The organism is Pseudomonas sp. S3_B08 (assembly GCF_054667725.1).
On record NZ_CP162750.1, the window covers coordinates 1313443 to 1326261 of the forward strand.

The following is a 12819-nucleotide window of genomic DNA, read 5'->3' on the forward strand; positions in this document are numbered from 1 at the left end:
TGATGCGTGATGCAATGCGCCGCCAATGGCGCGTTCTGCAAGTATTCTGGCGGAAGGCGCCCACAGGCTCATACCGCTTCGCTTTTACCATTGTCGTCAACACACCGAGCCAAAAGGAGCTCACGATGACAATGACTTTCTATACCAACCCCAATTCTCGCGGCCGTATGGTGCGCTGGATGCTCGAAGAAATCGGCTGCGCGTATGAGACGGTGGTGATGGATTACCAGTCGACCAGTCAGTCTGACCGCTGGGGTGGTGCTGCGCTGGCGGCGCCGACGATGAACGACGCTGATGGTTCGCGCGCCAGTTTTTTTCGCGACGTTAACCCGATGGGGAAGATCCCGGCCCTGGTGCATAACGGGCAAACCATAACAGAAACCGCCGCCATCTGTGCCTATCTGGCTCAGGCATTTCCCGAAGCCGGGCTGGCGCCAGTGGCAGCGGAGCGCGCCGCTTATTACCGGTGGATGTTTTTCGCTGCGGGACCGCTGGAGCAGGCGGTCACCAACTACCGCGCCAGTTTCAACCCGACGCCGGATCAGGAGTTTTTCTTTGGCTACGGAAGCTATGAGCGCACGGTCGATCAGCTCGAGCGCGCGGTATTGGCGCATCCGTTTATCGCCGGGGAACGCTTCACCGCTGCAGACGTTTATGTTGGCTCCCACATTGGCTGGGGGTTAGGCTTGCAAACCTTGCCGCCCAGGCCTGCGTTTCTCGCCTATGCCCAGAAGTTGACCAGCCGCGAGGCCTACAAACGTGCGGTGGCGAAGGATGAAGCGCTGTTGGGGGCCAGATGACTGATGCGCCTGCCATGATTTTTCAGAAAACTCAGGGAATTTGATAATGCCGCTCAACCGACTCGACTTCACCACACGCTTGCTGATCGATGCGGGCATTGGTGAAGGGATGCGAATCCTGGACGTAGGTTGCGGTTCGGGTGATGTTTCGTTTTTGCTGTGTGATCTCGTGGGAAGAGACGGGGAGATCATCGGCGTTGATCACGATGCCGCTGCCATTGCCGTTGCACGCCAGCGCACCGCAGGACATGCGCTGACCTTTCTTGAGGGAGACCTCTTGGAATTGCCAGACTCTATCGGCAGTTTTGACGCCATCGTCGGCAGGCGTGTCCTCATGTATCAACCGGATGCGGTGGCGACGATCCGAGCGCTGTCGAGATGTCTACGTCCCGGCGGGATCATGGTCTTCCAGGAACACGATACGACGATGGCGCCTGCCAGCGTCGAGCCTTTCCCTTTGCATGCAAGAGCGCAACGTTGGTTACAGCAAATGCTTGCTCGCGAAGGAGCGGATTTGCACATCGGGTTCAACCTGCACGGCATTTTCACTCAGGCAGGCTTGACCGTTGAAAGCGTGCGAGCCGAGTGCCTGGTACAAACGCCTGATACGCCGTACAGCCTTGGCGCCATCGTTCGAGCATGCTTGCCGCGAATCATTGCGTTAGGGGTGGCCAGTGCAGAGGAGGTCGACATTGAAACGTTGCAGACGCGTCTGGATCAGGAGCGATCAGCTTCTTCGGGTATCTACGTCGGTGATGTGATGTTTGGGAGTTGGGCTCGGAAAAATTGACGTTTTGGGAGGAGGATATACCGCGGATGCGGTGGGAAAGTGCGACGCTTGGAACGACCCACTGTGCCCGCTAGTCGTACCTGTCTACGAACATTTTTACAGGTACGGCGCAATGGATAAGACAATCACCGTGGATCAACTGGCAACCACTGATCTTGAATCAATCAACGAGATATGGCTCGGCGGGACTCATACCCAGTTATGCCTGTGGCGTGGAGAGCAAGTCTTCACCCACGAAATGCTCAGCGAGGGCACCCATGACCAAAATGTTCGACGCCTGTGCTTGCAGTTGGTTGACCCTGACGATCGAGACGCAGTGGCCCGTGTTGAGGCGGTAGCGCGCGAACGACTCGAAGAAATGGGCAAGCAGGGCGAGTTTTATCCGGCCGAGGAGGCGGACACTCGTCAATAGCCGCTCCGCATCTGATGAAAAGCGCTGCTGCTAAAGCAGCGCCTCAAGCGGGCTCCTCAACCCTGCGTACATCCCCCAACGAATCACGCTGCATTGACTGCAAATTCTTTTCGATGGTTTCGCACAGCGCTTCCATTTGAATCTGGTGTTCGCTGTGGCGAAACGGGCTTTGCAGATCGGTGCCGATGCGCTCGATGGCCAGCAGCATGAACCCGACCACGGTCGACGCCAGCGGCGTGAACCAGCCGAGGGATTCCACCAGACCTATCGGGACGATCAGGCAGAACAGCGAAATGAACAGCCGTGGGAAATACACATAAGGGTAGGGCAGCGGGGTATTGGCGATCCGCTCCATGCCGCCTTGGCTGTTGGACAGATCCACTAGGGTCGACTCGAGCCGCGCCAGGCGAATACTGTCCAGATGCCCGGCCTTGTATTCGCGAGCGAGCAGAGTCGCCGAGCCGGTGAGGATATCGTTGGCAAAGTTATTGGTTGTGCCACTGCGGGCGAATTCTTCGGCGGGAATAAACGCGCGCACCTCGTCGGGACATGGCTGGCCCTGTAGGTGCGCGGCGAGGCAATTCACGTAGGCCACGTGGCGGCGCAACAGCGTGGATTTGACCGGATTAACCTCGCCACCAGCATCGTCCAGCAGCGTCAGCACCTGCCGGGCGAAGCTGCGGGAATTGTTGATCATCGACCCCCACAGCGTCCGCGCTTCCCACCAGCGGTTGTAAGCACTGCTGTTGCGAAAACTGATCAACACGATCAACGCCGAACCGAGCAAGGTCAGCGGCATCAACGGCAGGTTCAGCTTGGCGTTGAGAAACAGCATGAAGTCGACGGTGACGGCGATGTCCCAGAGCAGCAACCAGAACAAAGACCAGCCCACGTAACCCAGGGTCTTGATGATCAGACGGTATTTTTTGACGATGGCAGCTTTCAAACGGAAACCTCGTGGCGAGCAGTTTGCTTAAACGCTTAAGCTCGGACGATGCCATGCACCCGCAGTTCCCTGGTGGGGCGGTCAGCCGTCAGTCAGTCTGCAAAGTCTGGCCCTGTGCAGGGCGAATGCTTTCAAGAAAAATCCTCGTCTCTCGATTCGACCGCAGATGAACCACCCGGCAAGCCGATGGCGCCGTTGACACGAATTGGCGCATTTTGGCTCGCGAGGTTTTTCTCGTCCGCCACATGAACTTTAGAAACTCCGGCAGGTTCGCCAGCTGTTCGGGGCAGTTTTCCGGCAAGTCGGGCCGAGACTGACCGTGGTTGAGCAGCGTTCTACGCAGGACGCGCAAGAATCGAAGCGGTGGCGAACGATCGATCCAGATCAGCAGATCTGCACGGGCGACGCGATTTTCCCAAGTGGTTGAATGGCCACCTTCGAATATCCAGCGATCACGCGCCTCGACCTCCAGGCAGAGTCGGGTCTTCTCATCCGGGCTTCGCTCGATCCAGCCTGGCTGCCAATGGATCGTGTCGATATGCACGACCGGCAACCCCGTGCGCTCACCAAGCCTGCGCGCCAACGTACTTTTGCCAGACCCAGGCTGACCAACAATCATCACCCGTTGCATCGAAGCTCCTTCTCGCTCTGCAAGCTGATTTTTTGGGCGGGCGATTCTACGGCAATGCCTGTCTCAGTCAATGACCGTTGAACGCTACGCTGGGTTTTGCCGCGCTCCCGCCACACTGGCTCGGCGGTCCGCCCGCTCGCCGAGTCGCCATCCCAGCAGCCCCCACAGCAGTGCGCACAACGCGCCGACCAGCGCTGCCATGCCTGCACCTTGGCTGAGGGCGTCCAGCGCGCTTTTTGCCCAGGCACTGATGGCGTCGCCGGCGCGGTAGACCACGGTGTCGATGAAGTTCTTCGCCTTGTACTTGCTTTCGGCATCGAGCGGGGCAAACAGCATCTCTCGGCCTGGACGCACGAAGGCGTATTCACCGATGCGGCGCACGATCATCAGCGCGGCGATCAGGCCAAAGCTGGGCGCGAAGATCAGTCCGATAAACCCAGCACACATGATCAGCGGCACCATGGCCAACAGCACGCCGACGCCGAGCCTTTGCGCGAGGCGTCCAGTGATGAACAGCTGACAGAGCAGGGCGCCCGCCTGCACGACAAAGTCGATGATGCCGAACACGCGCACCTGCGCCTCGCGGTCCGGGAAGTGTTCGGCGACGACGCGTGCCTGCTCGAAGTAAAGGAAGGTGGAGACTGTCGCCAGCAGCACCACAAAACCGCAGATGCCGAGCAGATAGGGTGATTTCAGAACGGCCGTCATACCGCTGAACGGATTGCCCGGCAACGGCCTGCTAGGGCTTTCGCTCGGCGCGGCATCGGGGCGTCCTGCGCCACCCCGTTCACGCCAGCGCATCAGCTGGCGTTTGAACCACATCGCAGCGGCCAGCAGAACAGCGGCCAGCAGCATCAGGCCGGACTCACCCAGCGGACCGATCAGCAAGGCGCTCAGCGCAGGGCCACTCAGGCCGCCGACGCTGGCGCCCGCCGCGATGAACGCGAACAGACGTTTGGCCTGGGCACTGTCGAATACATCGGCCATCAGGCTCCAGGCGACCGATACGACAAACAGGTTGTAGACCGATATCCACACGTAAAACACGCGCGCCAGCCACGGGCTTTCCTCGCCCAGGAACAAGGCGGCGAACAACAGCAGGTTGGTGCAGAAGAATCCGTACACCCAGTCCACGAAATGCAGGCGCGGCACGCGTGCGCTGAGCCAGGCGAACAGCGGCACGGCCGCCAGCATGACCAGGAAGGTCGCGGTGAACAGCCACTGCAAGTTCTCGACGCCGGCAGTGATGCCCATCGATTCGCGGATCGGGCGGAGCATGAAATAGCCGGCGAACAGGCAGACGAACAGCAGAAAACCGTTGAGCGCAGGGCGCAGCTCGTGAGCCTCTGCATTGATGATGGCGCCGGCGCGGTGGGCGAGAAGAGACATATCCATGTTGCGCTCCTGTGGGAGTGGCGGGGCAATGGCACGGAGCCTGCCCGTGCCGGGCGGTCAGCGGTAGGTGACGCCGGTCAGCCGCTCGGAGAGTTGCCACAGTGTGGCCGAATTCGAGCGATCGGCAGCGGCCGGCGGCATCTTGGCGAAGCCCAGCGGGCCGCGCTTTTCGTTATCACCGGTGGGGCCGTAGTAGGCGCCGCCAACCGCCTCAAGCGCCGTGGCTGCATACAGCGTGGGTAGCGCGCCCTGCGCTGCGGAATGATACAGGTCCCGCTCTACAGCCCATTGTTTGCCGAATTCACTGTCCAGGCCAGGCCCACGGGCGATCAGCTCGGTCACGGCAACGCCGGGGTGCGCGGCGATGCTGCGTATCCCCCAACCGGCGGCATCGCTGCGCTGCTGCAGCTCGATACTCCACTTTAGAACCGCCAGTTTCGATTGGCTGTAGCTGGCGAAAGGGTCGTAATCGCGCTCAGCCTGCAGGTCATCGAAGTTCAGGCTTGCGCGCCCGGCGGCGATGCTCGACAGGCTGACCACCCGACCATCGTCGCTTTTGCGTAGCAGCGGCATCAGCAGGCCGGTCAAGGCGAAATGCCCCAGGTAATTGGTCGCCAGTTGCATCTCGTAGCCATCGGCGGAAACGCCTCGAACAGGCGGCGACATGATCGCAGCATTGTTAATCAGCACGTCGAGCCTCGGCAGGCGCCCTTGCAGACGGTTGGCGAGGTCGCGCACCGATTGCAGGTTGGCAAGGTCCAGCGTTTCGAATTGCACGCGCGCCTCGGGCACGGCTTGCTTGATGTTTGCGATCGCTTCGCGGCCGCGCTCGGCGTTGCGTGCGGCGATGATCACCTCGGCACCGGCGCGCGTCAGGGCCAGCGCGTCTTCATAGCCCATGCCGCTGGTCCCTCCGGTCACCAGCACAATGCGGCCTTTCTGGCTGGGCATATCGTGGGTTGACCAGTCCGGCTTCGGCTCCGTTCGGGGAGTCGCCTGCGCAGCCAGTGTGCCGGCCATCGCGGAAATGGCGAACAGCGTTCGGGCGGCCTTGAGGAGGCGTTGGGTCGCAGTATTGCTCGGCGTAGCGGGTGAATGGCTCATTGGGGAAATCTCATTCGCGGTACAGGTTCCCGGTTGGCGGGGCGAGTGAGCAGTATCGGTGTACGAATGCGCGAGGATAAGTCGGTCATTTGTGGATGGCCCGTACGGTATGGCGTACAGTCAGGCGCCTGCGGAGGAAGCATTCATGCGTAAACCAAACCTTACCGATGTGTCGATATTTGCTGCGGTGGTCGAGGCGGGGGGATTTCGTGCTGCCGCGCAAAAGCGAGGGCTGTCCGCCTCGTCGTTGAGCGACTGCATGCGCCGGCTGGAAAGCGACCTGGGCGTGCGCCTGCTCAATCGAACCACGCGCAGCGTCACGCCGACGGCGGCCGGCGAACGATTGCTCGAGCGCCTGCGCCCGGCCTTGCAAGAAATCGACGCCGCTTTCAACGATCTCGACGACGACGCTCAGCGCCCGGTCGGCACGCTCAAACTCAATGTGCCAGTGCCGGTGGCACGCTTTCTGTTGCCCGACCTGCTGGCGCGTTTTCTGCGCCTTTATCCAGGGGTCAGTGTCGAAGTCGTCATGGATAACACCTTTGTCGACGTCAATGCGGGCGGGTATGACGCCGGCGTGCGCTATGAAGAGAGCCTGGCCAAGGACATGATCGCCGTGCCCATCGGCCCGCGTCGCCAACGCTTCGTTGCAGCCGCCGCCCCGCGCTATCTGGCTGAACGTGGAACACCCACTCACCCCGAAGAACTGCCGGGCCATGACCTGCTTGGCCATCGCTTCGAGAGTGGCAAAGTCGGCGTATTCGAGTTCCATCGAGACGGCCGTATCGTGCGTATCCCGCCTCAGGGGCAACTGCTGACGTCGTCGCACGATCTGAAAATTCGCTCGGCCATCAACGGGCTGGGCATCGTCTATACCTTCGAGGACTTCCTGCGCGAGCCACTCTCCGATGGTCGACTGGTGCCGATTCTCGAGGACTGGTGGCAGGCCTTCGACGGCCCGTTTCTTTACTACCACGGCCGCCGCCACATGCCTTCGCCGCTGAGGGCGTTTGTGGGTTTTTTGCGGGGGGAAGGGGAGATTGCGGAGAGTTCAGGTGTTTGAAGCTCTGTTTCGTGAGGCGAATACATGGCCTGGCAGCAGAGCGCCCATGGCAACTGGCAGCAATCGGCCAGAAGCGGACGTTGGCAAGCGACCGCTACCGGCCAGAAGCGGACATCGGCAAGCGACCGCTGTCGGCCAAGAGTGGACGCTCGCGGTTTAACGCACAAAAACCTCCGGATACTGTGGATTCCGGGCTACAAAATTAAATAGATCGGACATTCACGGGCGACTTTAAGAATAGCTGCTAATTTTATTTGCCTAATCTGGTCAAGATAAAGAGGGGCGCATGGCTAACTACACGGTTACCGTACTCAACTGCAACAGTATTGACCGCGCAGATGTAGTTATTTCTGAGGGAGCGCTAAACATCAAATATGGGCCAAACGGCCTAGGAAAAAGCACCATTACGAAAGCTATTATCAGCCATATTCGTGCTGACGGCTCTCTCCACGAGTTGATCCCATTCAAGCACCGCGGCAAGCCTGATATGCCAGCCCCGGAGGTTCAGGGAGTGGACAAACTCAGGAAAGTCCTCGTATTTGACGACAGTTATGTGCAGCAATTCGTCTTCCAGAAAGATGAGATTGTGAAAAATAGTTTTGAGATTTTCATCAGAACTCCGGAATATCTGGCGGAGATGGCTGATATCGATTCGCTGCTTTCGGGTATCCGAAAAGCGTTTTCCGACAATGCTGAAATCGGGCAAGTCGTAACCGATCTAAAGGAGTTACGAGAGGCCTTCGGAAAGTCCAAGACAGGTGCCATTCCCAAGACAAGCAAGATCCACAAGGCATTCGGAACTGGCAATAAGCTGGAAAACATTCCTGATATCCTGCAACCATTTTCGACGTTTATTAAAAGTCAAGAACCCGCCAAATGGATCGCATGGCAGGTAAAAGGTAATGAATTTCTACGATTAGCAGATAGCTGCCCCTACTGTTCAACAGCGCTGACTAGCACAGAACAGAAGGACACAGCCTTAGCCGTCGAAAAAGAGTATGACTCCAACACCGTCGGGCACATTAACCTCCTTCGCGGAATCATTGACAGGCTAGGAAAATATTTCAGCGAGAAGTGCCGGGAGAATCTGGAAAATGTAACAAAGGCAAAGGTTGAATTGCAGGCGGAGGAGCAAAGCTTCCTGACGGGCCTCAAAGCGGACATTGATGCTTTGATCAACAAGCTGGAGGGGTTGCGAACTATATCTTTTTTCTCTCTACGCGATTTCGAAGAAGTTGGCGATCAACTGACACCTTTGAAAATTGACCTCAATTTGATCGACAAGCTTGATTCTGAGGAGACGCGCAAGACTGTCGACCCTATCAACCTTCAGCTGGACGACTTGATTGGGAAAGTTGGTAGCCTCAAAGGGAAAATCAATCGACACAAAGCGAAAATTAAAAAAAACATCGAAGACAACCAGAACAGCATCAATGGCTTCCTAAAGTCTGCAGGCTACAAATACGTCGTTGAAATCGTAGCCGAACCAGAATCCTACAAAATGAAGCTAATCCACAAAGACCAGGTAAATTATATAGAGACGGCCTCACGTCATCTGAGCTACGGAGAAAAAAACGCATTTGCGCTGGTGCTATTCATGCATCAGGTCCTCAGTGAAAAACCGGATTTGGTCGTATTGGATGATCCGATCTCATCTTTCGACAAGAACAAGAAATTTGCGATCCTCCAGGAGCTATTCCGGGGTAAGGCCAGTCTGCGCGGCATAACCACGCTGATGCTCACCCACGACATCGAACCCGCGATTGATGTCATAAAAAGTACTAACGCCATATTCAAAGCCGCCGAACCGTCTGCTTGCTTCTTATCTTCGCGCGCCGGTGTTGTAACGGAAGTTCCGATTGAGAGGAACGATATCCAGACCTTCGCCAAAATCTGCAAAGTTAATATCGAGGCACTTACCGACATCGTCCTGAAGACAATCTACCTGCGACGACACTTCGAGCTGCTGGACGACGCAGGCCTGGAATACAACCTACTTGCTAGCCTTTTCAAGGGTCGGGATACCCCGACAATTCAGTCAGGGTCTTCTATTCGGGACATGACGGCTGCAGAACAGGCAGATGCCGAGTCACTAATCCGCAACAACCATATCGCCGAATTTAATTACATTGCCCTAGTGGCTGAGGTGAAGGACGTTGAGGTCATCAAGGCCAAGTTTTACGCGACCGTTGTGGGTTATGAAAAAATCCAGCTGTTCAGGCTGATCAATGATGAGCACGACGACAGCGTCATCCGGAAATTTATTAACGAGTCCTATCACATCGAGAATGAGTACGTGATGCAGCTCAACCCGCATAAATTCGAGAGCATTCCGGAATATGTCATCGAGGAGTGTGTCGCGCTGCTTACGCCCGCTCCCACCGTTGCGTAAGTCAGTACCGCGGATCTGATCCCAACTGACGCTTGGGGGCTTTTTTGACCAGACGGGAATCCCACAGAATTCGGAGATCTTACCGTTCGATTTTTTCCGAATTCTGTAGCCTCCCCCTCATTGCTTACATTGAAGCTGAAACCGTACCCAAAGCTATAAAGACCCCGTTTCCTTCGGGTCGACTGCTGCCCTTCACGAGAGACAGCAATCGGCCAAAAGCGGACGTTCGATTACGGCGGCCCACACACAAATTTTACATGATCGATTTTCTTTAAAAGACGCTTAAGCGGTTCAGACTTACCGTGTTGAGCACCGCATTTGGCCCCGTAAGTCGCCTTAGCGCAATAGGCGGAGAGAAGACTCAAAAAACTGGGGTCCACGGCGGCAATAATTCCGCCTTCAACGGCATTGCTGCTTGTTGAAACCTTGCCGTGCTTAACCCGTTGAGCCATCATCGGATAGTACATAGCTAGGGCAGTCGTGACCGCGAGCGTAGACAGCCACCTCAACCGGTTCTAAGCAGAGAGCGATATGAGCAGTTATATTTTTAGCAGCATTGAAACGAGTCCGGAAGTCGAAGGCTTTTTGCATCAGCTTGCTGATTGGTGCGCCCAAAACTATGTTCAATGTTATGTTATTGACAAGCCGCTTATAGAGGTCAAAGGAAACTACGATTCAGATAGATGCTTTGCTATCTTAATACCAAAGCGAAAGATTGCATTCGTTAGCTATAATGAAAGTGAAGAAACCTTAGCTGATTATGCAGACGATTTCGTCGAGGATATAGGTTATATCTCAACGAAATTCAACTACAAGGAAAAAATAGGCAGACCTAAGCGCTGGCAAGAATTGCTCACTTTTCAACAATCAGATGCGGACAGCTTTACTATTGCGGAGTATCTGGAAGCATCTGCACTGAATAACCCGGAAGAGCAGCGACTGTCAGAGTTGCTCGTGTCATTAGCCACCGGGAGTATCAATGATATTGACCGAGTCGGAACAGATGTTCCTGAAAATGATTTGGATCGTATTAAGCGAAATATTTTGCTTTTTGACGGGGACCAGACTCGTTTTGTCTATCAAGATCTGAAGCAAAAAGAAGTTAGAATACAAGGCCTTTCCGGCACGGGCAAAACAGAACTATTGCTTCATAAGCTGAAGGAGCTATACGTCTCCGATGACATTTCTAAAATTGCAATGACCTGTCACAATAAAATTTTAGCAGCCAATCTTCGTGCAAGAATTCCTAAGTTTTTTAACTTCATGAAGGTTGAGCAACAGATTGAATGGAATGAAAGATTACTATGCGTCCACGCTTGGGGCTCCTCAGGGCAACCTTTTTCTGGAGCCTATGCTGCTATTTGCAGTGCATTCGATATCCCCTGCCACCCGTGGTCTCGATTGATGGACTTTGACAGAGCATGTTCTCTGTCATTGGAGGCTTTGAAAGCTAAGGGTGGTTCAAATGGCGTGCATGTGTTTGATTACATGCTGATTGATGAAAGCCAAGATTTTCCAGAAAGTTTTTTTGAGCTGTGTGAAATCGCTACAAAAAACTCCTTATTTATTGCTGGCGATATTTTTCAAAGTATTTTTGACGAGCGAAAAGATGCGGGCGCCAAGGCGGAATTTACTTTAAGCAAGTGCTATAGAACAGCACCGACAACGCTGATGTTTGCTCAGGCTCTGGCGATGGGGTACTTTGAAGATAGAAAACTAAACTGGCTCGACCACGACGATCTAGATGCATGTGGATACCAGACATCTACTGATCCATTCACAGGTGAGCTAATTCTAAAGCGGGAACCTATCAGCAGGTTTGAGGATATATCTCAGGAAAGCCGTAGTGTTGAGCTTATCCGGTTGAATGGTGAGTATCGTCAGCAAAGTTGCTTGCAAATAATCGAGTGCCTCAAGGCTATAAAAAGAGACTATTCGAATGTCACTGCAAATGACGTCGGAATCATTATGATTGACAAAGGCAAGTCAATCTATGAGATGTCTGATGTTTTGGCTCAGATGATACCCAGAGAAATTGGCTGGCCTGTTAATAAAGCTTACGAGTCGGGAAGCCCTAGTAGAGATGGCGAACTGTTTTTAAGCAATACCAATCACGTTAAGGGTTTAGAATTTCCGTTTGTTATTTGTGTAACATCCCATCTCTCGGAGTCATTCAATCACAGAAACGCACTCTACATGGCGATAACTAGGTCCTTTCTAAAGACATACTTTTTGATTCCTAACGGAGCTATGAATCAAACTCTTGATAAAGTCCAATCCGGACTTCAAAAAATAGCGCAAGATGGAATCTTAAGGGTTACACCTCCGCCACTGCGAGAGCAAGAACAAATCAGAGCCTCAGTTAAATGGCATGGTAGGCTCAAGTCTTTTGATGATCTTGTGTTTGATGCTCTCTTTGAACTTGGAGTGCCAGAGACTCGTCATGGCCGCTTTTTGATCGCGCTAAAATCGTTGCTGGACGCAGACGCATCGAAAGCTGAAATCCACAAGTTAGCTAAAAAGATCACCTCGGAATAGCCCTAAATGTCCGTTAACATTTTTAAGATTGACCAATATCAGGCGGAGGTTTTCAAAAAAGCCATTCGCAGCAGGTTCGACATTCTTAAAGTCTGGATGGATGCGGTGAAGCTTATTATCAACTACGCTCCACCCGCAGAGGAGTTTGTTGCTGCGGAAATCCATGTTCACAATTCCAGAATGAGCAGGCTTTTCTATTTAAGTGACTCAAAAACATTCTCGATTGCTTTTCCCTTCAGAATAGAGACTGTAGACGACTTACTGACCGTTAGAACTTCATCAGGCATTGAAGTCGACAGCGAGCTATCCTCTGAAATCACATTGGTTGCTTCGCTTCTAAAAAACCAAGGCTTGGTGAATGAGTGGGCACTGGCTGAGCATTTTGAAGATCAAGGAGGAGCCTCAGCTGAGTTTTGGCCCGTATTAGCTAGCTTGCTTGATGCAGAGGACGGATATCTACGCTTTGACCATGATCCAGTTAGAACGGATGGCCACAAGCATCCACTCGATCATGCGGATCTTTTTTATACTAATGGCGCTAGTTTCAAAGTTGGCTTGCAAAAAAAACCAACTATAGACGAGATCATTGACATCTTAAATCGGGAAACTGACTGTCACTACCTCAATCGTGTAATAGTACGAAAGTAGGCGTGTCCGACCGGCTCCTCTTGGCCCGCGCTGATGCACTGTCGGCGCGCAGCGCTGACGGTTGTTAGCTGAGTAATTGCTAACAACAAGTCCTGCGGAT

The 12819-nt window shown here is 54.3% G+C and carries 11 protein-coding genes; 7 read left to right on the forward strand and 4 right to left on the reverse strand.

Annotation, left to right across the window (positions count from 1 at the left end):
• The first annotated feature begins 2 nt into the window (after nt 1–2).
• The 3 genes from AB4N73_RS06075 (at nt 3) to AB4N73_RS06085 (ending at nt 2002) form a co-directional block, all read left to right on the forward strand.
• Entirely contained in the window at nt 3–800 is a 798-nt protein-coding gene (locus tag AB4N73_RS06075; RefSeq protein WP_460143062.1) for a glutathione S-transferase family protein, read from the forward strand.
• Nucleotides 801–846: 46 nt separating this feature from the next.
• The gene (locus tag AB4N73_RS06080; protein WP_460143063.1) at nt 847–1590 is read left to right on the forward strand and encodes a methyltransferase domain-containing protein; all 744 of its coding nucleotides are present in this window, start codon (nt 847–849) and stop codon (nt 1588–1590) included.
• A gap of 112 nt (nt 1591–1702) precedes the next feature.
• On the forward strand, nt 1703–2002 hold the full coding sequence (locus tag AB4N73_RS06085; RefSeq protein ID WP_460143064.1) for a hypothetical protein: 300 nt from the start codon (nt 1703–1705) through the stop codon (nt 2000–2002).
• Between the two features lie 43 nt (nt 2003–2045).
• On the opposite strand, the gene AB4N73_RS06090 is transcribed toward AB4N73_RS06085, so the two are convergent.
• From AB4N73_RS06090 to AB4N73_RS06105, 4 genes are all read right to left on the reverse strand, one after another.
• Nucleotides 2046–2948, reverse strand: a complete 903-nt coding sequence (locus AB4N73_RS06090; RefSeq protein ID WP_024012629.1) for a bestrophin family protein — start codon at nt 2946–2948, stop codon at nt 2046–2048.
• A gap of 88 nt (nt 2949–3036) precedes the next feature.
• The gene (locus AB4N73_RS06095; RefSeq protein ID WP_076563283.1) at nt 3037–3579 is read right to left on the reverse strand and encodes an AAA family ATPase; all 543 of its coding nucleotides are present in this window, start codon (nt 3577–3579) and stop codon (nt 3037–3039) included.
• Between the two features lie 84 nt (nt 3580–3663).
• Nucleotides 3664–4974: an NTP/NDP exchange transporter gene (locus AB4N73_RS06100; RefSeq protein ID WP_460143065.1), complete on the reverse strand. Its 1311-nt coding sequence runs from the start codon at nt 4972–4974 to the stop codon at nt 3664–3666.
• A 57-nt stretch (nt 4975–5031) separates the two neighbouring features.
• Nucleotides 5032–6078 (reverse strand): SDR family oxidoreductase, encoded by a 1047-nt coding sequence (locus tag AB4N73_RS06105; RefSeq protein WP_460143066.1) that lies wholly within the window; start codon nt 6076–6078, stop codon nt 5032–5034.
• 145 nt (nt 6079–6223) lie between these two features.
• Between AB4N73_RS06105 and AB4N73_RS06110 the strand changes: the two genes are divergently transcribed.
• The 4 genes from AB4N73_RS06110 (at nt 6224) to AB4N73_RS06125 (ending at nt 12719) form a co-directional block, all read left to right on the forward strand.
• The gene (locus AB4N73_RS06110; protein WP_460143067.1) at nt 6224–7141 is read left to right on the forward strand and encodes a LysR family transcriptional regulator; all 918 of its coding nucleotides are present in this window, start codon (nt 6224–6226) and stop codon (nt 7139–7141) included.
• Nucleotides 7142–7427: 286 nt separating this feature from the next.
• Complete coding sequence (locus AB4N73_RS06115; protein WP_460143068.1) at nt 7428–9533, forward strand: AAA family ATPase; 2106 nt, start codon at nt 7428–7430, stop codon at nt 9531–9533.
• A gap of 531 nt (nt 9534–10064) precedes the next feature.
• Nucleotides 10065–12071, forward strand: coding sequence for an ATP-binding domain-containing protein (locus tag AB4N73_RS06120; protein WP_460143069.1), 2007 nt, complete (start codon nt 10065–10067; stop codon nt 12069–12071).
• Between the two features lie 6 nt (nt 12072–12077).
• The gene (locus tag AB4N73_RS06125; protein ID WP_460143070.1) at nt 12078–12719 is read left to right on the forward strand and encodes a hypothetical protein; all 642 of its coding nucleotides are present in this window, start codon (nt 12078–12080) and stop codon (nt 12717–12719) included.
• Nucleotides 12720–12819 lie beyond the last annotated feature (100 nt).

What these genes read in the sequence shown, in the direction of transcription:
- AB4N73_RS06075 (WP_460143062.1), top strand. Translation starts at nt 3, where the DNA reads ATGCGTGATGCAATGCGCCGCCAATGGCGCGTTCTGCAAGTATTCTGG.
- AB4N73_RS06080 (WP_460143063.1), top strand. Translation starts at nt 847, where the DNA reads ATGCCGCTCAACCGACTCGACTTCACCACACGCTTGCTGATCGATGCG.
- AB4N73_RS06085 (WP_460143064.1), top strand. Translation starts at nt 1,703, where the DNA reads ATGGATAAGACAATCACCGTGGATCAACTGGCAACCACTGATCTTGAA.
- AB4N73_RS06095 (WP_076563283.1), bottom strand. Translation starts at nt 3,579, where the DNA reads ATGCAACGGGTGATGATTGTTGGTCAGCCTGGGTCTGGCAAAAGTACG.
- AB4N73_RS06100 (WP_460143065.1), bottom strand. Translation starts at nt 4,974, where the DNA reads ATGGATATGTCTCTTCTCGCCCACCGCGCCGGCGCCATCATCAATGCA.
- AB4N73_RS06105 (WP_460143066.1), bottom strand. Translation starts at nt 6,078, where the DNA reads ATGAGCCATTCACCCGCTACGCCGAGCAATACTGCGACCCAACGCCTC.
- AB4N73_RS06110 (WP_460143067.1), top strand. Translation starts at nt 6,224, where the DNA reads ATGCGTAAACCAAACCTTACCGATGTGTCGATATTTGCTGCGGTGGTC.
- AB4N73_RS06115 (WP_460143068.1), top strand. Translation starts at nt 7,428, where the DNA reads ATGGCTAACTACACGGTTACCGTACTCAACTGCAACAGTATTGACCGC.
- AB4N73_RS06120 (WP_460143069.1), top strand. Translation starts at nt 10,065, where the DNA reads ATGAGCAGTTATATTTTTAGCAGCATTGAAACGAGTCCGGAAGTCGAA.
- AB4N73_RS06125 (WP_460143070.1), top strand. Translation starts at nt 12,078, where the DNA reads ATGTCCGTTAACATTTTTAAGATTGACCAATATCAGGCGGAGGTTTTC.